Origin of the sequence: Deinococcus budaensis (assembly GCF_014201885.1) — a bacterium.
GTDB lineage: Bacteria > Deinococcota > Deinococci > Deinococcales > Deinococcaceae > Deinococcus > Deinococcus budaensis.
On sequence record NZ_JACHFN010000001.1, the window covers coordinates 222143 to 242380 of the forward strand.

16 protein-coding genes are annotated in these 20238 nt (G+C 72.1%); 8 read left to right on the top strand and 8 right to left on the bottom strand.

The window, feature by feature from the left end; translation table 11 throughout:
• The first annotated feature begins 4 nt into the window (after positions 1 to 4).
• The 3 genes from HNQ09_RS01110 to HNQ09_RS01120 are packed head-to-tail and all read left to right on the top strand — an operon-like array spanning position 5 to position 3229.
• On the top strand, positions 5 to 1300 hold the full coding sequence (locus HNQ09_RS01110) for an ABC transporter ATP-binding protein (RefSeq protein ID WP_184024317.1): 1296 nt from the start codon (positions 5 to 7) through the stop codon (positions 1298 to 1300).
• A 19-nt stretch (positions 1301 to 1319) separates the two neighbouring features.
• On the top strand, positions 1320 to 2174 hold the full coding sequence (locus HNQ09_RS19225; RefSeq protein ID WP_221269485.1) for a methyltransferase domain-containing protein: 855 nt from the start codon (positions 1320 to 1322) through the stop codon (positions 2172 to 2174).
• Between the two features lie 2 nt (positions 2175 to 2176).
• Positions 2177 to 3229, top strand: a complete 1053-nt coding sequence (locus HNQ09_RS01120; RefSeq protein ID WP_184024318.1) for a polysaccharide deacetylase family protein — start codon at positions 2177 to 2179, stop codon at positions 3227 to 3229.
• 78 nt (positions 3230 to 3307) lie between these two features.
• Here HNQ09_RS01120 and HNQ09_RS01125 read toward each other — a convergent pair whose 3' ends face one another.
• From HNQ09_RS01125 to HNQ09_RS01135, 3 genes are all read right to left on the bottom strand, one after another.
• Positions 3308 to 4201: a glycosyltransferase family 2 protein gene (locus HNQ09_RS01125; protein ID WP_184024320.1), complete on the bottom strand. Its 894-nt coding sequence runs from the start codon at positions 4199 to 4201 to the stop codon at positions 3308 to 3310.
• A 189-nt stretch (positions 4202 to 4390) separates the two neighbouring features.
• Positions 4391 to 6613, bottom strand: coding sequence for a phospholipase D-like domain-containing protein (locus HNQ09_RS01130; RefSeq protein WP_184024322.1), 2223 nt, complete (start codon positions 6611 to 6613; stop codon positions 4391 to 4393).
• 77 nt (positions 6614 to 6690) lie between these two features.
• Positions 6691 to 7851 carry an acyl-CoA dehydrogenase family protein gene (locus tag HNQ09_RS01135; RefSeq protein ID WP_184024324.1) on the bottom strand — a complete coding sequence of 387 codons (1161 nt, stop codon included), beginning with the start codon at positions 7849 to 7851 and terminating at the stop codon, positions 6691 to 6693.
• Between the two features lie 76 nt (positions 7852 to 7927).
• On the opposite strand from HNQ09_RS01135, the gene HNQ09_RS01140 reads away from it, so the two are divergent.
• Positions 7928 to 8374: a hypothetical protein gene (locus HNQ09_RS01140; RefSeq protein ID WP_184024327.1), complete on the top strand. Its 447-nt coding sequence runs from the start codon at positions 7928 to 7930 to the stop codon at positions 8372 to 8374.
• Positions 8375 to 8430: 56 nt separating this feature from the next.
• On the opposite strand, the gene HNQ09_RS01145 is transcribed toward HNQ09_RS01140, so the two are convergent.
• Positions 8431 to 10236: an NPCBM/NEW2 domain-containing protein gene (locus tag HNQ09_RS01145; RefSeq protein WP_246363048.1), complete on the bottom strand. Its 1806-nt coding sequence runs from the start codon at positions 10234 to 10236 to the stop codon at positions 8431 to 8433.
• A gap of 296 nt (positions 10237 to 10532) precedes the next feature.
• Between HNQ09_RS01145 and HNQ09_RS01150 the strand changes: the two genes are divergently transcribed.
• The 3 genes from HNQ09_RS01150 (at position 10533) to recQ (ending at position 14622) form a co-directional block, all read left to right on the top strand.
• On the top strand, positions 10533 to 11549 hold the full coding sequence (locus HNQ09_RS01150) for an MDR family oxidoreductase (protein ID WP_184024331.1): 1017 nt from the start codon (positions 10533 to 10535) through the stop codon (positions 11547 to 11549).
• Positions 11550 to 11604: 55 nt separating this feature from the next.
• Entirely contained in the window at positions 11605 to 12291 is a 687-nt protein-coding gene (locus HNQ09_RS01155) for a hypothetical protein (protein ID WP_184024332.1), read from the top strand.
• A gap of 69 nt (positions 12292 to 12360) precedes the next feature.
• Complete coding sequence (recQ, locus tag HNQ09_RS01160; RefSeq protein ID WP_184024333.1) at positions 12361 to 14622, top strand: DNA helicase RecQ; 2262 nt, start codon at positions 12361 to 12363, stop codon at positions 14620 to 14622.
• A gap of 13 nt (positions 14623 to 14635) precedes the next feature.
• Here recQ and HNQ09_RS01165 read toward each other — a convergent pair whose 3' ends face one another.
• The 4 genes from HNQ09_RS01165 to HNQ09_RS01180 all read right to left on the bottom strand — a co-directional run bounded on the left by HNQ09_RS01165 (position 14636) and on the right by HNQ09_RS01180 (position 19522).
• Positions 14636 to 16036 (bottom strand): MDR family MFS transporter, encoded by a 1401-nt coding sequence (locus tag HNQ09_RS01165; protein WP_184024334.1) that lies wholly within the window; start codon positions 16034 to 16036, stop codon positions 14636 to 14638.
• 77 nt (positions 16037 to 16113) lie between these two features.
• A complete protein-coding gene (locus HNQ09_RS01170) occupies positions 16114 to 16905 on the bottom strand; it encodes an alpha/beta hydrolase (protein ID WP_184024335.1) in 792 nt (263 codons plus the stop codon).
• 140 nt (positions 16906 to 17045) lie between these two features.
• Complete coding sequence (locus HNQ09_RS01175; RefSeq protein WP_184024336.1) at positions 17046 to 17984, bottom strand: hypothetical protein; 939 nt, start codon at positions 17982 to 17984, stop codon at positions 17046 to 17048.
• Between the two features lie 182 nt (positions 17985 to 18166).
• The gene (locus HNQ09_RS01180; RefSeq protein WP_184024337.1) at positions 18167 to 19522 is read right to left on the bottom strand and encodes an acyl-CoA dehydrogenase family protein; all 1356 of its coding nucleotides are present in this window, start codon (positions 19520 to 19522) and stop codon (positions 18167 to 18169) included.
• 176 nt (positions 19523 to 19698) lie between these two features.
• Between HNQ09_RS01180 and HNQ09_RS01185 the strand changes: the two genes are divergently transcribed.
• On the top strand, positions 19699 to 20205 hold the full coding sequence (locus tag HNQ09_RS01185; protein WP_184024338.1) for a hypothetical protein: 507 nt from the start codon (positions 19699 to 19701) through the stop codon (positions 20203 to 20205).
• Positions 20206 to 20238 lie beyond the last annotated feature (33 nt).

Below are 20238 nucleotides of genomic sequence, written 5' to 3' on the forward strand. Positions count from 1 at the left end.
AGACATGACGGTGATCGACGTGGAAGGGCTGTCCAAGCGCTACACCCTGCGCCACGAACAGACGCACGACACCCTGCGCGATCAGCTCGCGCACGGGGCGCGGGCGCTGTGGCAGCGGGCGCGCGGCGGCGGGCAGGAGAGAGGCGGCAGCGAGACCTTCTGGGCGCTGCGCGACGTGGCCTTTCAGGTGCGCGAGGGCGACCGCCTGGGCATCGTGGGGCGCAACGGGGCAGGCAAGTCTACGCTGCTCAAGGTGCTCTCGCGCATCACCGAGCCGACCTCCGGGCGGGTGCGGATGCGCGGGCGGGTCGCCAGCCTGCTGGAGGTCGGCACCGGCTTCCACCCCGAGTTGACCGGCCGCGAGAACATCTATCTCAACGGGGCGATCCTGGGCATGCGCCGGGGCGAGATCCGGCGCCGCTTCGACGAGATCGTGGCCTTTTCCGAGATCGAGCGCTTTCTGGACACGCCGGTCAAGCGCTATTCCAGCGGCATGTACGTGCGCCTGGCCTTTGCGGTGGCCGCCCACCTCGAACCCGAGGTTCTGATCGTGGACGAGGTGCTGGCGGTGGGCGACCTGGAATTCCAGAAAAAGTGTCTGGGCAAGATGGAGGCCGTGGGCCGTGAGGGCCGCACCGTGATTTTCGTGAGCCACAACCTCGCCGCGATCAGCCAGCTGTGCAGCAGCGGCCTGCTGCTCTCGGGCGGGCAGGTCGAGGTGGCGGGGCCGGTGGGGCAGGTCGTCTCGGCGTACCTGAGCCGCATGGGGGCGGTGGGCGAGTCGGCGGACCTCGCCTCGGGACCGCCCCGGCCCGGCACCCAGGCGGCGCGCTTCGAGTGGGCCGAGGTGCAGGGCGCGGACGGCGCGCCCCGCCGCGAATTCTCGCTGGGCGAGGACGTGGCGATCCGGTTCCGGGTGAACTTCACGCCGCGCTTCACCGAGCGGCAGGTGCGGCTCTCGGTGGTCGTGAGGGCAGCCGACGGCACGCGGGTGTGCGACCTCAACGACGTGGACTCCCACTTCGACCTGCGCGACTTCGGTCCGCACGAGACGCTGACCGTCACCCTGCGCGACCTGCGCTTTTACCCCGACATCTACTACGTCGGGCTGTGGGCGGGCAGCGACTACGCCGACGAGACCCACGACTACGCCGAGGACTGCCTGAGTTTCGAGGTCGTGGACGGCGGGCGGCTGACCACCCGGCGCCTGAGCCGCAGCTCGGGCCTGATCTACCTCACGCCGGAGTGGCGCCGCGAGCAGGTCACCGCCCAGGCCGGAGCGGCTCAGGCCGTCTCATGAGCCAGGCTAAGATCAGCCGGTGGAGAGTGTGGACAAGGACGTGGGGTCGCCGCAAGTTTTTCCCGGGGCGCGCGTGAGTGGGGGGCCAGAACGGCGGCCGCGTCCGCTGCGGCAGGTGCTGGGCGCGGCCGTTCCGGTGCTCGGTCCCCTCACCCGGCGCCTGCTGCCGCCGCCGCTGTATGCCCGCCTGAGGCGGCAGCTGCGGCCGGAGGCGCCCCCCCCGGTCGGCGCGGTGGAGTTCGGCAGCTTCCGGCGGCTTCAGCCCATCAGCCAGGACTACGGCTTCGACCGGGGGGTGCCGGTGGACCGCAGCTATATCGAGGCCTTTTTGGAGCGGCACGCCGCCGACGTGCAGGGGCGCGTGCTGGAAATCGCGAACAATGCCTACACGCTCCGCTTCGGCGCGGGGCGGGTCACCCGCAGCGACGTGCTGCATGTCGATCCCGGGCATCCGGCCGCGACCTTTGTGGGTGACCTCGCGCACGGCGAGGCGCTGCCCTCCGGGACCTTCGACTGTTTCATCCTGACGCAGACGCTTCAGTACATCTACGACCTTCCGGCGGCCGTCGCCACGATTTACCGGGTGCTGAAACCCGGGGGCGTGGTGCTCGCCACCCTGCCGGGCATCACGCCCACGGGCGGCGACGACTGGCCGTGGTACTGGAGCTTTACCGGGCACTCGGCGCGGCGCTGCTTCGAGGAGGCCTTTCCGGAGAGCCACGTCGAGGTGGGGGGCCACGGCAACGTGCTGTCGGCCGTCGCCTTTCTGGAGGGGCTGTCGGCCGCCGAACTGCGGCCCGCGGAACTCGCCGCCCACGATCCCCGCTATCCGGTGATCTACACCGTCCGGGCCACCAAGCCCACCTCCGGGTGAGGGTGCCCGGCAGCGGCCGGGTGCGCCGCGGCCTGCGCCGCCTGCGGGGGCGGGTGCAGCACCTCGCTGACCCGCCGGGCGTCATCTTGCTCTACCACCGCGTGGCCTGCCCGGAGGTGGACCCCTGGGGCATCAGCGTGCGGCCCGAGCATTTCGCGCAGCATCTGGAGGTGCTGCGGCGCCTGGCCCGCCCGGCGGCGCTGGCGCGGCTGGGACAGGACGCGGGTGCCGGGCGCCGGCGCGGGGGGTTGGTCGCGGTCACCTTCGACGACGGGTACGCCGACAACCTCCACGCCGCCCTGCCCCTGCTGGCGCGCCACGAGGTGCCCGCCACCGTCTTTGTGGCGAGCGGCTACCTGGGGCAGCCGGGGCCTTTCTGGTGGGACGAGCTGGCGCAGCTGATCTTGCGTAGCCCCGTCCTGCCGGAGCGGTGGCGACTGGAGAACCCGGATCAGGAGTGGAGGCTGGGCCGCGCCGCCCAGGGGCCGGTGTCCCCGGCGTGGCGGGCCGAGACGGCGGCGGACCCCGGGCCACGCGGGCGGCTGTACCTCGACCTGTACTGGCGGCTGCGGACCCTGAGCGGCCCCGACAGAGAAGCGCTGCTCTCGGCGGTGCGCGCCTGGGTGGGCGCTTCCCCGCCGGCGGAGGGTCCCGGCGCCCCGGACCCCCACAACCGCCCGCTCACCCCGGCCGAACTGGAGCGCCTGGCCGCGCATCCGCTGGTCGAGATCGGCGCCCACACGGTGACGCATCCCCCGCTGGCCGAGCTGGGGCCGGCAGCCCAGCGGGCCGAGATTCAGGCCAGCAAGACCCGCCTGGAAGGCCTGCTCCAGCGTCCGGTGACGAGTTTCTCGTTGCCTTACGGCTCGCGGAGCGACCAGACCCTGGAGCTGGTGCGTCAGGCGGGGTTCGTCCGGGCCTGCACCTCCGTCAGCCGGGGGGTGCGCCGCGGCGACCAGGCCCTGGCGCTGCCGAGGTTCAGTGTGGCCGACTGGAACGGCCAGGAGTTCGCGGCGCGGCTGGGCCACTGGCTGGGGCGCTCCCTGGCCCGGTAAGCGCGCTGGGCCGCCCCTCTCCGGGACCGGCGCGGGGGAGCCTTGTGGGGAAGGGTCGCCCCCCTTCCCGGCGCGCGGTCACATCCCGCGCCGGTAGGACCGGACGATGAACCACATCTCGCGCGGGTCGCGCAACACCCACAAGAAGCGCAGCAGCACGCCGCGCGTCTGGGCGTCGCGCAGCCAGGCCCAGCGCGGCTGGCCCTCGCGGTGCAGCCGGAACTGCCACCAGCAAAAGGCCCCCAGCACGCTGCGGTAGGCCCGGGTGCCCCGTCCGAAGTTCTTGTCTGCCATCCGCGTGATGTTGGCCCACATGAAGGCGTAGCGGCGGTGCATCTGGGTGCCGTGCTGGCGGTACACGCACACCTGGCCGGGCAGGTAGGCAAAGCGGCCCGCCCGCTCGCAGCGCAGCCAGAAGTCCCAGTCCTCGCAGGCGTGCAGCGAGGCGTCAAAGCCCCCCACCCGCCGCGCCAGCGAGGTGCGCAGCAGCGCCGCCATCACCGGAAAGACATTGGTGTAGCGGTACGCCTCGCGCAGCGGCAGCCGCTTGCGGGTGCGCTCGTAGGAGAGCGGAAACAGGGTCTCGCTGACCATCAGGTAGTCCGAATACACCAGATCGGTCCCGGGGTGCGCGAGCAGGTAACCCAGCTGCCGCTCGACCTTGTCGGGGGCAATCAGGTCGTCGGCGTCCAGGAAGACCAGGTACTCGCCCGCCGCGTGCCGGATGCCGGTGTTGCGCGCGCCGGGCAGGCCCCGGTTCTCCTGCCGCACCACCTGCACCCGGGGGTCCCGGGCCGCCAGCCGCGCCGCCACCCCGGGCGTCTCGTCGGTCGAGCCGTCGTCCACGATCACGGCCTGCACGTGCGGGTAGGTCTGGCGCAGCACCGAGTCCACCGTGTCTTCCAGGTAGCCCGCCGCGTTGTACGCCGGGATGATGACCGAGACCAGCGGAGACGGTCCGGGGGCCGTCATGCGCTCTGCCCAGAGAGGACTCGCTGGCGCGCCTGCTGAAGCGCCGGGGGGGCGTGGGGGCTGGGGTGCATACTCACGTTTGGCTCCTGCGGCGGCGCCCCCTCATCCTGACTGGACCGGGAAAGAGCGTGCCTGAGTGCATCCAGGTTAGGTCCCGCCGCGTCAACGCAACGCAAAACCCGCCCCGCGTCACTCTCCGCCCCCCAGCAGCCACCCCGGCAACTCGGCGGGCGGCGCCTGTTCCCACAGCCAGCCGAAGAGGCGGGCGTACTCGGCGGCGGCGGCGGGCGCGGTCGTGGCGACGGTGTACTCGTTGAGGCCGCGCGGGGTCCACGAGGAGTAGTGCAGGTTCTGGCTGCCCACCGTGAGCAGCCGCCGGTCGATCAGCCCCGCCTTGGCGTGGAGGGGACCGGGGGACCAGCGGGCCTCGAAGCGCCCTGACAGCCCCCGCGCGGCGAGTTCGCGGCGCAGCGAGGCCAGCCCGATGCGGTTTTCCAGCCCCAGCAGGCTGTGTTCGTGCAGGATCACCCGAATCTGCACCCCGCGCGCCGCCGCCCGCACCAGCGCCCGCATCCAGGGCAGCGCGTCGCCTTCGGTGCACAGCCGGGGGTTGAGCAGCGCGAGGTTACAGCGCACGTTCATGCTGAAGCTCACGTGCAGCAGCTCGATGCTGCCTTGTGCGGCGTCCAGGGCCGCGACCAGCGCCTCGTCGGCGGCGGAAAAGCCCTCGCGGCGGTAGAGGCTGAAGGCCCGCACGTCCCCCGCCCGCGTCAGGGGCTGGCGGTCGGTGCCCTGCGGGTGCTCGGGCACGCCCAGCCCCCCGGTTTGACAGGCGGCGCGCACGCTGCGGGGGGTCACGCCGGGCGCGCACGCCAGCACCCGGCTGCGCGCCCACAGGTCGTCGAAGACGTTCAGGCCGTCGCGCGCCACCGGGCCGCGCAGCCGCAGCCCCAGGTCGCGCAGGTCGCCGCCGTAGCCCCCGGTAGGGCCGGAAGGCAGGTGCAGCGGCCCCACGTTGAAGCCGGTCACCGTGAGGTCCACGCCGTCGGTGACGAGCAACTTGGCGTGGCTGTGGGGAAAGCTGCCCGCGTAGTTCGCCACCTCGACCCGCCAGCCCAGCCGCTCGTCTTGCAGCGGCACCCCCGCCGCGAGCAGGTCGCGGGTGGCCGCGTACACCTGCGGTCCCCATTCCAGCGTCGCGGTGACCGGGAAGTTGCCCAGCGCCAGCCGCACCGTCACCCCGTCCGGGTAGGCCGCCGGGTCCGCCTGCACGCGGCGGTAGAGCGCGGCGACCCCCCCGGCGATCACCGCGCCTGGCCCCCGCCCAGGCTCGTCGGCCCACTCCATCACGGCGTACAGCACCTCGCGCCGGGCGCCCGCGATCTGTGCGGCCAGCCGGTCGTAGGCCCCGTGCGGCGTGGGCGCGGCGGCGCTGAAGGCCGGGTCGGGATTCGGCGTGTGCAGCATCCCCAGGTAGGCGTTCCCGCACGAGAGGTCGGGCCGCCCGCCCCGGGTCGTGACCCGCCACACGGCAAGTTCCAGGGGGTCCGTGGGCGCCGCGCAGTCCACCCCGGCCGCGAGGGGCACCGCCAGCGGCGCGGAGGGCGCCGGGCGCGACTGCACGAAGGCGACCGCCCGTTCGGCCAGCCCCCAGCCCCCCAGCAGCGCCAGCCCCAGCGCGGCCAGCGTGAGCTTGACCTGACGGTCGTCGGCGGCGTCGCGCTCCGGGTGCTCGGCCGCCGCCGCGATGCCGCCCGAGATCAGCAGGTCGCCCACCACCTGGAGGGTCACGAAAAAGACGGCCAGCACGAGCAGCAGCGCCCAGCCGCCCCCTGAAAGCAGGTCGGGCACCCCGCGCCAGGCCAGCAGGCTGCCCCCCAGCAGCCCGGCGGCCCCGAAGCCCAGCAGGCCCCCCAGGGCCGGGCGCCACGCCAGCCCCGCCCGCACGGTGAGCAGCCCCAGCACCCCGCCCGAGACCAGGCCGTACAGCGCGCACGCCGCCGTGACCAGCCCCACGAGCTGGGTGCCCCCCAGGGCGTCCCCCAGCAGCCCGCCCTGGTAGATGCCCGCCAGTCCCATCAGGCCGCCGACCGGCACGACCAGCAGGCCCGCCGTCGCCCCCGCCGCCGCCCCTGCCCGCAGGCGGGCCTGCCCGCGCGTCAGCCCCAGGCGCGCGAGCGGCAAGGCCCGCGCCGACAGCCCCCCCGCCAGCCCGAAGCCCAGCGTCACGCTGATCAGCGCGCTCAGCCCGCCCACCAGCGTCCGCACGTAGGGTTGCCCCGGCGGCACCAGCGCCAGCACCACGCTCACGGCGCCGCGCGCGAGCAAGGCTCCCAGCAGCAGCCCTGCCAGGGCGGCCAGCGCCAGTCGCCAGCCCTGGCTGAGGGGATCGTGACGGGGCAGCAGGCGCATCGGGGATCAGGATAAGGTCGGCGGCGGCCCACCGCTTCCCGGGCGCGGGGCCGCAGGGTGGGCTGGCGGCCCGCGTTTCAGCCGTCTGCCAGCAGCGCCGCGCCCAGACTCGCGTACCCCACCTCGTCGGAGGGCGGGTGGGTCAGGCCCGCCCGGGCGTCGCGCAGCAGCCGCTCCAGCGGCAGCGCGGGCATGAGCGCCGCGCCCCCCGCCGTCCGCACGGCGAGGTCGGTCGCGTTCACGGCGGCGCCCGTGGCGTGGGCCTTGGCGGCCGCCAGCCGGGGCAGAGCGCCGGGCGTGGGGTGGGCGTCCCAGCCCCGCGTGCTGTCCTCCAGCAGCGCCCGCGCCGCGTGCAGCTCCGAGGCGATCCGGCCCACGTTTTCCTGCACGCGCGGCAGGGTGGCCAGGGGCGCGCCCAGCGCCGTGGGGACCCGCTCGCGGGCGTAGCGGGTCAGGGCGTGCAGGGCCGCGAAGCCGACCCCCAGGTACGTCGCCGCGACCGCCGTCCAGAACCACGCGCTGCTCGCCGGGTGGGGCGCGCCAGGGGGCGCGGCGTGCTCGGCGGGCACCCGCACCTCCGCAAAGGTCACGTCGTGGCTGCCGCTGCCGCGCAGCGCGAGCGCGCCCGTCCAGGTCGGCTCCACCCCCACGCCCGGCGCGTCCATCGGCACCAGCAGCCGCACGACCTCGCCCCCCGGCGCGGCGGCGCTCACCAGCGCGAGGTCCAGGGCGCGCGCGCCCGTCGCCCAGGTCTTGCGGCCCGTGACTCGCCAGCCGTCCCCGTCCGGCACCGCCACGGTACGGGGCAGCCCCCCCCGCGAGGGACTGCCGAGTTCGGGTTCGCTCGCCAGCGCGTTCACCAGCCGCCCGTCCCGGCTGGCCTGCGCGAGGGCCTCCAGCAGCGGCCCGGGAAGCGTCCTGGCCTGAAAGGCCGCCCCGACCACGTGCGTGTGCATCGCCAGCACCAGTGCCAGCGCCGCGTTCGCCTGGCCCAGCGCGAGCTGCGCCGCCGCGTACCCGGTCAGGCTGGCCCCCAGACCCCCGGCCCCGCGCGGCAGGGTCAGCCGGGTGTACCCGCTGGCCCGCAGCGCCGCCGCCGCGCCCGGCGTCACGTCCCCGGCGGCCTCGCAGGCGTCGGCGTGGGCGTGGACCGCCTGCACGGCCCGCGCGGTCACGGCCTGCGCCTCCGGGGACAGCCCCTCCAGAGGCGGGGGGGTGGGGGAGGAGGGCAGCGTCATGTTCGCCAGGCTAGCGCGCCGGGCCGCTCTGCCTCCCCGACACGGTTCGCTGAAAACAGAATATAATACTGACAATATGTCCAAAGCTGCCCGTGATTCCGCCCGCGTCGTTATCCAGGCCCGCTTTCAGGAGAGTGTCGACCGCGACGTGAGCGGTCTGGCGGCCCAGCAGTGCGGGGAGCGTGATCTGCGCGCCCCTGACGGCACGCCCGCCCAGCTGCTGTGCCTGGGCAGTCATCCGGGCGTGACCCGCCTGCTGTGGCGGGACTTCGTCCCCGGCTGGGACGAGGTCGTGTATGTCTACGACGGCACGCGTTCCGAGCAGGCCCGCTACCTCAACGCCAAGCTGCACCTGACAGTCGCCCTGGCCGCCGCCGGGGACGAGGCCACGCCCGGCGTGCAGGCGGCTCTCAGCCACGCCCGGCAGACGCTGCACGCCCTCTGGCTGGTCTGGGCCGGGTATCAGGCGACCACGACCGACGCCCTGGCGCAGGCGGTGACCGAGTTCGAGGACGTGCGCTGAGGGGGAGGGAATGCGTGGTCCCCTCAGCACAGATCAGAAGTGGCGTCAGGCCATTCTCAAGGCAGCAGCCGAACGATGTACCCGTTGTTCAGGTTGTAGCCCGTGTTGGTGTAGCCACTCAGCACGATCTTTCCGTCGGCCTGGACCAGGAAATCAAAGAGGTTGAACTGGGTGGCTCCCGACACCGCGTCATTCAAGACGATGCGCGCAATCCCATTGGTCCCGAACGTCTTGTCTGGCTGTCCCTGGGGCGTTAACCGGGCCAATCCAGAGATGTAAGGCTGATTTGGGTGGTAATGGTGCGTGAATACATTGTCACCCCACCCCAGAATCTTGCCGTCCGTTTGAAGTTCGATGCCGTTAAATTGATCAAAGGGGGCGAACGAGGCGACGCCACCCACTCCAAAGCTGGCGTCCAGCGTCCCGTCGGTGTTGAGGCGCGCCAGCTTCGCAAGATAGGGGTCCTCGTCCCCCATCAGGGTGACGGCGGCCAGCAGCTTGCCGTCCGGCTGCACCTCCAGGTCGTGCAGTTCCTGACGGGTCGCGGCCGAGTTGATCCGGACGGTTCCACCAGCGAAGGACGCATCCACCTGGCCGTTCACGGTGTACCGGATGAACGTGGCTGCCTGGCTGCCCAGGGTGCCGGTGACGCCGCCGAGGACGATCCGGCCGTCAGGTTGAATGACCATGTCCCGAATCGCCGCGTCGTCGCCCACGTCCGTGAGGATCGCCCCGGCGGTGCCGAAGGTGAAATCCAGGGCGCCGTTTTGCGTGTACCTCTGCAACTTCCAACGGCTGGCTTTCCCGCTTCCGACCGGGTTCTTGGGTGCGTCATATTCCGCCGTCGCCACAATCACCTTGCCGTCCGGCTGTAACTCCATAAACACGCCGCTGGACACGCCCTCGTTGCTCGGCCTGGCTTCGATGGTCACCGTTCCATTCACGCCGTATGTCGGGTCCACGGTGCCGTCCGGCCTGAGGCGATTCAGGACGTATTGAGGTGGCTCAAGGCAGTAAGGGTCGAGGCAACCTAAGATGAGCAAGCGGCCGTCTTGCAGCACCGCACGTCTTGGAGAGAAGGGGAGTGGCGCCACACCCTGATTGCCGAACGCCCGGTTGAACTGGCCGTCAGGAATCAACTGCACGATCTTACGGTCCTGGAAAGCGATAGCGAGCAAGTTCCCGTTGGGCAGTTGAAGGAGATTCGACAAACCATAGAACCCAGTCTGGCCTGCGTTCGGGAAAGCGACGTAGCCGTCTCCGTCGAAGGCAAGGTCCAACGTGCCGGGCTTGCCGGTCGTGGGCGGCGTCTGTACCGCCTGGCAATAGATCTTCGGATCCGCCCAGTCCGCATGGTCGTAGTTGATCCCGTTCCCCGCGTCCGTCACCACCAGCCGCAGCTCCCCCTTGCCGCTGATGTCCAGGTCCACCCGCCGGGCCGCGTCCTTGCCCTTCATCACGCCGCTGTCGTAGGCCTTCACCCCGTCCAGGTAGACCTGAAAGACCACCTTGCCCCGGGGGCCGACCTCGTCGTCCACCCCCACGTCCGCCGTGAAGCGGGTGCAGGTCGCTCCGGTGCCCTTCAGGCTGAAGCGCAGTTCGCTGCCCGCGTGGGTGCCGAAGCCCCGGGTATAGGTCTTGCCGTTGATGGAAAGGGTCCGGCCGTCTCCGGGGGCCTGCTCGCCGTTGGAGCGGTTGACCTCGATGGGACCCCAGCCGTTGCGCGCGGCCAGAACGGGTTCGTATTGCAGGGTGTTCTCGCCGGGCGTGAGGGTGAGGGGAGTGAGCCTGTCCGCCGGAGCGGTGTAGGCCCAGGGGTAGCTGGCGCCGTTCGCGTAGGGGTCGGCCTCGGCGGGCTGCATCTGGGGCTGACCACATGCCGCCAAGAGAAGCGTCAGGGTACCGCCGAGCAGCAAGGAACGTCGTGGGTGCATGGGTGCAGACCTCTAGCCACCGGGAAGAGACCGTCTGAAATTGTGGTGGCTGAAGCCAGCATGACCCGGTATGAGGTTTTTCACATTGAGCAGCCCCTCATGAGATGTAAGGCGCCCTCCTGCGCGGGAGGGGTGACTCTCTCAGCGGACGCTCGCGGCCACGGCAGCCCGGGGTAGGCTGAAGCCTCCCCGTTCCAGCAGCCTAGACCCAGGAGGTTTTGCCCATGACTCGATCCAACCTGCCCCTGCCCGAACAGTTCCGTGCCCTGCGCGCCGTGAAAGACGACGCGGGCTTCCGCACCGAGTTCCAGACGCTGCCGCTGAGCGCCCTGCCAGGGGGCGACACGCTGGTCCGCGTGACCCACTCCAGCCTCAACTACAAAGACGGGCTGGCCGTGACCGGGCGTCCCGGCGTGCTGCGCTCGCTGCCCATGACGCCCGGCATCGACCTTGCCGGAACGGTCGTGCAAGACGAGACGGGCCGATACCAGCCCGGGGACGCGGTGGTCCTCACCGGCTGGGGCATCGGCGAGCGGCAAGACGGCGGGTACGCCGAGTACGCCCGCGTCCGGTCCGAATGGCTGGTGCCGCTGCCGCCCGGCACCGACGCCGCCTGGGCGATGAGTGTCGGCACGGCGGGCTTCACGGCCATGCTGGCGGTGCTGAGCCTGGAGGAGCACGGGCTGACCTCCGGCGGTGGCGGCGAGGTTCTCGTTACCGGCGCGGCGGGCGGCGTGGGCAGTACAGCGGTCGCCCTGCTCGCGGCGGCGGGGCACACGGTCACGGCGAGCACCGGCCGCCCGGGCGAAGAAGGCTACCTGCGTTCCCTCGGCGCTTCCCACATCATCGGCCGTGAGGAGGTGCCTGCCCTCAAGCGCCCGCTGGAAAAGGAGCGCTGGGCGGGCGTGGTCGACAGCGTGGGCGGGGAGACGCTGGCCGGGGCCATCGCCAGCACCCGCACCCACGGGGCCGTCGCCGCCTGCGGGCTGGCGGGCGGCAGCGAGCTGCACACCAGCGTCTTTCCCTTTATCCTGCGCGGGGTCGGGCTGCTGGGCATCGACTCGGTGACCTGCCCCATGGAGCGCCGCCGGGCGGCGTGGACCCGGCTGGCCCGCGACCTCCCCGCCGCCCGGCTCGCGGACGTGACCCAGGTTCGCCCGCTGAGCGACGTTCCCGCGCTCGCGCAGGAGATTCTGGCGGGCCGGGTGCGGGGCCGCACGGTGGTCGAGGTGGGGGCGTAGCTTGACTTTCCACGGCGGCCCCCGGCCCCCAGCCCGCGCTTGTTAAGCTGTTGCCATGAAGACCCTGACGCGCCCCGCGCTGCTCGTCGGCGCCGCCCTCGCCCTCAGCGCCTGCGGTTCCGCCCGGCTCCCCCCGGCTCCCGAGAACCAGCCTCCCGTGGCGGCCGTGCGGGGAGAGATCGCCAACTGGGCGGGGACGGGCACCGTGACCCTCCCCGGCCCCGCCGGTCAGGCGCTCGCCAGCGCGGAGGTCGCGGCGGACGGGAGCTTCAGCCTGGCGCTGCCCACCGAGGGGGCGCTTACCGGCGCGGGCGCGCTGCGGGACTCGGCCAGTGCGCTGGCGCAACTGGGCTGCACAGGGACGCTGAGCAGCAGCACCCCGGCGGCACGCGGCTACGGCTTCCTGGCCCTGAACGCGCGGAGTTCGGCGCAGGCGCAGACCATCGTGGCCGCGACCGTGGACTTCAGCTACCTGCCCCCCCGGGCCAGATTGCAAGGCTACGCCTGGCTGTACGCCGACCAGGCCACCCGGCTGACGGGCACCCTGGACTGCGGGAATCTGCTCGGCCTTCCCCGGGCGGCCGTGACGGTGAACGTTCAGGCGAAACAGGGCTGGAACGTCCTGGGAATCGTGCTGGACGCCAGTTCCGGTCTGGGTGGGATCAGCGCCCGGGGGACCATCGGGGACACCGCCGACACGCGGACCGTCTGGCGCGACCAGTCCGGCCTCATCGAGTGGTAGGCGCGCGCTTCTCCCCGCCGGGACCCGTCCTGATTACGCCTCAGGCGTAACGCGCTATCCTGTTCCTCCATGACCGCTGTCCTTCCGCCCACCGATCAGCGCGCCCTGGACCTCCTGAAAAGCGTCTGGGGCTACGGCGCCTTCCGGGGGGTGCAGGCCGACATCGTGCGGACGGTGGCCCAGGGCGGCAACGCGCTGGTCCTGATGCCCACGGGCGGCGGCAAGAGCCTGTGCTATCAGGTGCCCGCGCTGCTGCGGGACGGGGTAGGCGTCGTCGTCTCGCCCCTGATCGCGCTGATGAAAGACCAGGTGGACGCCCTGCGGCAGGTCGGCGTGCGGGCGGCCTTCCTGAACTCGACCCTGCCGCCCGAAGGGGTGCGCGAGGTCGAGGCCGCGCTGATGTCCGGAGACCTCGACCTGCTGTACGTGGCGCCCGAGCGGCTGCTGCTGGGGCGGACCCTCGACCTGCTCTCGCAGGCCCCGGTGGCGCTCTTTGCCATCGACGAGGCGCACTGCGTTTCTCAGTGGGGCCACGACTTCCGGCCCGAGTACGGGCAGCTTCATGTGCTGCCGCAGCGCTTTCCGCAGATCCCCCGCCTCGCCCTGACGGCCACCGCCGACGAGCGCACGCGGGCGGACATCCTGCGTGTGCTGGACCTGGGGGACGCCCCGCAGTTCATCTCGTCGTTCGACCGCCCCAACATCCAGTACCGGGTGGCGGCCAAGGAGGGGCCGAAGTCGCAGCTGCTGGACTTCATCCGCACCGAGCACCCGGGCGACGCGGGCATCGTGTACTGTCTCTCGCGCAAGTCGGTGGAGGAGACCGCCAGATGGCTCCAGGCGCAGGGCGTGGACGCGGTCGCCTACCACGCGGGCCTCTCGCCGCGCGAGCGCAACGCGGCCCAGGAGCGCTTCCTGAACGAGGAAGGATTGATCGTGGTCGCCACGGTCGCTTTCGGCATGGGGATCGACAAGCCCAACGTGCGTTTCGTGGCGCACCTCGACCTGCCCAAGAGCCTGGAAGGCTACTACCAGGAGACGGGCCGCGCCGGGCGCGACGGCCTGGGCAGCACCGCCTGGATGGTCTACGGCCTGGCCGACGTGGTGAACGTCAAGCGGATGCTCTCGCAGAGCCTGGCCCCCGAGGACGTGAAACGGGTCGAGGCCGCCAAGCTCGACGCGCTGCTGACCTACTGCGAGGCCGCGACCTGCCGCCGTCAGGTGCTGCTCTCGTATTTCGGGGAGACCCTGCCGGAGCCGTGCGGCAACTGCGACGTGTGCCTGACCCCTCCGCGCGTGCGCGACGCCACCCGGGAAGCCCAGATGGCGCTCTCGGCCGTGGTCCGCACCGGCAACCGCTTCGGCGCCGCGCACCTCACCGACGTATTGCTGGGCCGCGACACCGAGAAGGTCCGGGCGATGGGGCACCACACGCTGCCCACCTTCGGCGTGGGGCGAGACCACGACGAGAAGACCTGGCGCGGGCTGCTGCGCCAGCTGGTCAGCCTGGGGTACCTCGCGGCGGGCGAGCACCACGGCCTGACGGCGACGGCCAAAGCCCGCGCGATCCTGAAGGGCGAGGAGACGCTGACCCTGCGCGAGGACACCCTGGCTCCGAGGGCGGCCCGCGCCGGGCGGGACCGGGCCGCCCGGGGCAACCGCGCCCCGGTGGACGCCCAGGACCAGCCGCTGTTCGGGGCGCTGCGCCAGTGGCGGCTCTCGAAGGCCCGCGAGCAGGCCGTCCCCCCCTACGTGATCTTCAACGACGCGACCCTGAAAACCATTGCCGAGCTGCGGCCCGGCAGCCTGAACACCCTGGGCAGCGTGGGCGGCGTCGGATCACGCAAGCTCGCGGAGTACGGCGAGGAGGTGCTGGCGGTGGTGCGGGAGCATTCGGGGGGCAGCCAGCGGCCAGCGGTCAGCCGCCCGCCCACGGAGGCCGAACGCGGCGCGGCGGGCAACGCGGCGGTGCTGGGGCTGCTGCGGGGAAGCGGCGCCCCGGTCCCGGCGCCCCCCGTTCGCCCGCGCCCGGAAGCTCCGCCTTCCGCCCGGCCCGCCGCCCTTTTCCCGGAGGCGCCCCAAGCTGCCGCTCCCACCCTGCCCCCCAACCCCGAGGTGGCCGAGGCGCTGCGCGAACTTCGCAAGGAACTGTGCCGCGAGACAGGCCTGAGCGCCTTCGTGATCTTTCCCAACGCGACCCTCGACGCCCTGGCCGCCCGGCAGCCGCGCACCCTGGCCGAGCTGCGCGGGTTGCCGGGACTGGGGGACAAGCGCATCGAGGCGTACGGGGAGCGCATCGTGGACGCGGTGCTGACCGCGCTGGACGGGTAGGCCGCAGGCAGGCTCAATCGGCGCCGGAGGGCTTCGTCTCCGGCGCCCCCCCCGCACCCGGCCGGACCACCCGCAGCCCCAGCGTCAGCACGAAGCCCAGCGTCACCAGCCCGAAGGCGAGCACATACGCCCGCTGCAAGCCCTCGGCCAGCGCCAGGCCGCCCGTCAGGATCGCCGCCGGGCCGATCAGGAGGGCCATCAAGGCGACCCCCAGCGCCCCGCCCATCTGCCGGGCGAACAGCACGCCGCTGGTCACGGCGCCGAGTTCCTCGCGCGCGGCCTTTTCCTGCGCCGAGAGCAGCAGGCTCAGCATCGAGAAGCCCATCCCGATCCCGACCACGAAGCCCAGCGCGGACGTGACCCACAGTGGGGCGTGAACCGCGAAGATCAGCGCCGCAAAGGTCACGGTGAGCACCAGAAAGCCCAGTTGCGAGAGCCGCGCCAGCGGTACCCTGGTCAGCAGCCGGGCGCTGAGAATGCTGCTGAGGGTCCAGCCCACCAGCATCGGCGTCAGGATCGCGCCCGCGCCGGTCGCGCCGCCGCCCCCCACCCCCTGCGCGTACAGCGGCAGGTAGGCGATCACGCCGAAGTAGGCCGCGCCGCCCAGCAGGTTGCCCGCGAAAGCCAGCGCCGTGACCCGCTGCCCCAGCGCCCGCATGGGGAGCAGCGGTTCGGGGTGCCGCCGCTCGGTGACGATGGCGGCGGCCAGAATCAGCAGCCCCGCGCCGACCAGGGTCCAGGCGCGGCCCTCCAGCCCCCACACGGTCAGGCCGCTGCCCAGCGTAAAGAGCGCCGCGCCCGCCCAGTCCAGCCGCGCCGGGCGCGGGGTGCCTGTCTCGCGCAGGTGGCGCCAGGCGATCACCAGCGCCGCCAGCCCGAACGGCAGCGAGGCGTAAAAGGTCCAGCGCCACGACAGCGTGTCGGTGAGCCAGCCGCCCAGCAGCGGCCCGGTCAGCCCCGAGAGGCCCCACACCCCGCTGATGAACGCCTGGACCCGCCCGCGCTCGGTCAGCGCGTACGTCTCCCCGATGATCGTCAGCGTGAGGGGCAGCACCGCGCCCGCTCCCAGCCCCTGGAGCGCACGGGCGCCCACCAGCCAGCCCATGCTCTGCGCGAGGCCGCACAGGGCGCTGCCCGCCAGAAACAGCACCACGCCCACCAGATACAGCCGCCGCCGTCCCCACACGTCCGAGGCGCGGCCCCACAGCGGACTGCTCACGGTGCTGGTCAGCAGGTACACCGCGAAGGGGAGGGCGTACATCCGCTGTCCGCCCAGGTCGGCGATCACGCTGGGCATGGCCGAGGCGACCACGCTGGACTCCAGCGCGGCCAGAAAGACCCCCAGGATCAGGCCCGAGGTGGCGAGCTGCCGCGCACGCTGCGCGCTGGGGGAAAGGGAGGCGGCGTCACTCATGCCCGGCAGGCTACTCCCCCCGCCCCGAGGAGAGACTGGATGCCCGGCCCCTTTTCCCTCCTGGGTGAAGGCGGGCTTCAGCGCGGCGGCAGCGTGTCCAGAAACCCGCCCACGGCGCGCACGATCTCGCGCTCGGTCTGTTCACGCGTCACGTCCGGCAGGCCGTCGCCGCGCTGCGGCCCGTAGCGCCCGAAAAAGGCGTGGACCGCGCCGGGCAACACCGTCAGGGTCGTCCCCGGCGGCAGGCGGTCCAGCCCCCCGCGCACGTCCTCCGCCGCCGCCACCCCGTCACGCGCGGCCAGCAGCGACAGCACCGGAAAGGGGGCGGCGCGCAGGTCCACGTTCCGTGCCGGATAGGCTGCCAGCAGCACCAGCCCCGAGAGTGAGCTGCCCTGTTCTGCCGCGTATCCGGCCGCCACCGCGCCGCCCAGCGAGTGCCCGGCCAGCACCACCCGTTTGCCCGCGCCGAAACGCCCGATCAGGCTCCCGGCGCGGTTCACCCCGGTCACGGCCAGGTCCAGCGGAAAGACCGGGATGACCGTCTGCACGCCCCGCGCCGCCAGCGCTCGCCCCAGCCACTCGTAGGCCTGGGGCCGCACCAGCCCGCCGCCGTAGAAGACCAGCAGTGTCCCGGCCGCCCGGCCCCGGGGTTCGATGTTGATGAAGGGCTGCGGCGCCCACTCCAGCGTCACGCGGGCCGTTCCCGCCGCCCCTGGATACGCCGCGTCTTGCCCCAGCACCAGCGGCGGGCGCACCACCACCGGGCTGAGGCGCCCGGCTGCCGCCCCCAGCAGCAGCACCACCCCCAGTTGCAGCGCCCGCCGGGCACGGGAAGAAGGCGTCAGGCGCGGGCGGCGGCGAAGGGTCACCCGCCCAGCCTAGAGCGCCGGAACGCCAGGTCGGCCTGCTCAAGGGGCGGCTCTTCACCCCCCACACCGAGAAAAGCCTCCGGGGCGCAGCAGCAAAACGCCGCCCCCCACCTGGGAGAGCGGCGCCCTGGAAAGAAGTGTTAGCGGCGGTCGACCGGCAGCGTGGGGATCGCGCGGTGGGTCGCCGCGCTGCGGGCGCCCATGGTGGAGGCCAGCAGGGTCAGGCCAGCGGCCAGCAGCCAGCCCAGGCCGGTGTTGCGGGCGGCGGTGCGGGCGGTCTGCTCGGCGGTGTCGGCCAGCTGCTGGGTCTGGCGCTCCAGGCGGTTGATCTCGTTGTTGATGACGGTGCGCACTTCCTCGGCCTGGGCGCCGCTCAGGCCCTGGCGCTCCAGCCGGGTTTCAAAGGACTCGCCGGTCAGCGCGTTGCGGATGGCGGTCAGGCGGGCAGGCAGGAAGTCGGTGATGGTGGTGAGGTCCTGCTGGCCCAGGTCGTAGGCCGAGCGGCGGAAGATGTTGGTCACCACGTTGGCGGCGGCGTCCACCTGCTCCTCGTTGAGGCTGGGGCTGTTCTGGGCGATCAGGTCCACCACGTCCTGCTGGTTGACGCCGCTGATGAAGTTCTGAAGACCGTTCTGGAGGTTGCCGCTCTGGGCCGCGTCCCCGGCCACGTTGGCCGCCGTGCCCACCACGCTGCTCACCGCGTTGGTCGCCAGGCCCAGCAGGCTGCGGGCGGCGTTGAACAGCAGCAGGGTCGAGAGCAGCACCAGCAGGCCGCCGGTGATCAGCCCGGTCAGGCTGGCGTCACTGTGGGTCATGGCGGCGATGCCGTCGTCGTTGCGGGTCGAAGGCGCGCTGGCCCGCACCGCCGTGCGCCCGGCCGCGTAGGCGCCGACCAGCGCCGCGATGGCGGTCCAGATCAGCGCCTGAATGCCGGTGCCGGTCAGGGTGATGCCGGTCAGGGCCGTGATCACCAGCCCCAGCGCGATGATCGTCAGCGTGCTGACCAGGCCCATGACCAGGCCCGCGAGAATTCCGCGCCAGCTCAGGCGGCGGGAGAGGGCGTCGGTGTTCAGTGTCATAGGGTCTCCTTACGGCGCCGCTCCCACCTCGGGGAAAAGACTCGCGGCGCGCTCCCGGCCCCCCTCCGGAGGCCTGAAGCTCTGTCAGAACCCACCCTAAGCGGCCCTTGCGGCCTGTGTCTCCCTCGCATGCTTAATGCCCGGCTCATTCGTGGCCGCCTGCCGGGGCCTGCTTTCCGGCCTCACACGAAGGCGCTGAAGCCCGTGATCGCGCGCCCGACCACCAGCGTGTTGATCTCGTTGGTGCCCTCGTAGGAGTAGATCGCCTCGGTGTCCGCGAAGTGCTTGATGACCCCGTGGTCAAGCAGAATGCCGTTGCCGCCGAAGGTCTCGCGGGCCAGCGCCACCGTCTCGCGGCAGCGGGCCGCCGTGACCACCTTGGCCAGAGAAGCGTGCTCGTCGCGCATCTGCCCTGTGTCAGCCATGTGCGAGAGCCGCAGCACCATGCTCAGGCTGCTCGTGACGTTGCCCAGCATGTGGACGAGGTGGTTTTGGATCAGCTGAAACTCCCCGATGCGCTTGCCGAACTGCTCGCGCGTCTGGGCGTAACGCAGCGCCAGTTCGTAGGCGCCCAGCGCGCAGCCCACCCCCTGCCACGCCACCCCGGCCCGCGTCAGGCGCAGCACCTCGGCGGTCGTGCGCCAGCCCTGCACCTCCTGAAGGCGGTCGGTCTCGGGCACCCGGCAGCCTTCCAGGGTGATGTGCCCGTTCTCCACGATCCGCAGGGCCACCTTGCCCTCGATTTTCCGCACGCTGTAACCGGGGGTGCCCGTGCGCACGATGAAGCCCCGGACTTCCTGCGTGTCCACATCGCGCGCCCACACCACCGTGAAGTCGCTGAAGGGCGAGTTCCCGATCCAGTATTTCTCGCCGTTCAGCACCCAGTTGTCCCCGTCGCGGCGGCAGGTCGTCCGCATCCCCTGGCTGACCTGCGAGCCGCCTTCGGGTTCGGTCAGGCCGAAAGCGCCGATAGCCTCCAGGTCGAGCATCTTGGGCAGCCACTCGGCCTTTTGCTCGGGCGAGCCGCCCAGCGCGATGGATGCGAAGGCCAGCCCCGCGTGGACTCCGAAAAAGACGGCGGTGGACACGTCCACCCGGCAGGCTTCGAGGGTGATCAGCCCCTCCATGACGGTCGCATCACTCTTGCGGGTGCCGTCCTCGTTCCAGACGCGGCGCAGCAGGTCGAGCTTGCGGAGTTCGGGAATCAGGTGCTGGGGGAACTCGTCGCGGCTCCAGTGCTCGTTCATGATCGGCGCGACGTGGGCACGCATGAAGTCGGCCACGCTCGCGGCCACCGCCCGCTGCTCGGCGCCCAGTTCCGCGAGTTGCCCGTAGAAGTCCCCGTTCGCTTCGGGCAGGGCGCGCTGTTGTTCGGACCCGCCCGCCAGCATCCGCGAGAGCTGCTTCAGCTGTCCGTCGTTCAGGCGCGAAGCGCCGTTCAGCAGTGCGGGCAGATCGACTTTCTGGCTCAGGCGCCCCAGGGCTTCCAGGTCGAGCTGCGCGAGCAGGTCCATCGGATTTCTCGGCTGGGATGTCATGCTCAACTTTGTACCCAGTCCAGCGTGCCGCGACTGCGACCGCCGACCCAGGCCGCATTCACCTGACGTTGAGCCTTGCCGGGCGAGGGATGAGAAGGGCGCTGCCGTGCCGCAGGCCGGTTGAGCGGGGAGGGTGCGGCGACCGGCCCGGTGCTCCCACCCCTTACCATGACGGCGTGACCCTCAAGCCCACCCGCCCACTGCCCGCGCGCCCGGCCGGATACGTGGAACTCGCGCGGTACAGCAGCCTGGGGCGCTTCTGGGCCTACCTGGGGGGTGCCCAGCGGGCCGGGCGCGAGGTGCGGTCCCCACGCGGTGACGATCCCGAGCTGTGCCGCCGCCGCGTGACCGGCTACTCCCTTCCTGGCGCGGCCCTGATGCTCGACGTGGGCCGGGTCACCCAGGCCCTCGACGACGGTTTCGAGACGCACCCGGCCTTGCTGGCCCTGCTGGCGGGCGACCCTGGTCCCCTGCGCGCCGAGCTGAACGCCCACTTTGAGCTGAACGTGAATTTCGTGCTGGCCTTCACAGCCGCGCGCGACCTGGTTGCCCGGCCCGAGTTCAAGTACGCGCCCATCGTGCGTGGCCTCTCTGACCTGCCGCTGAGCCTGCCCCTCCAGCCCCGGCGCCTGGGCCGCGACGAGGTGCATCTGCTGGTGCAGCGGGCGTGCGGACTGGCGTAGGGGAGGCGGGACGCCGTGCGCGGTGCGCGGGAA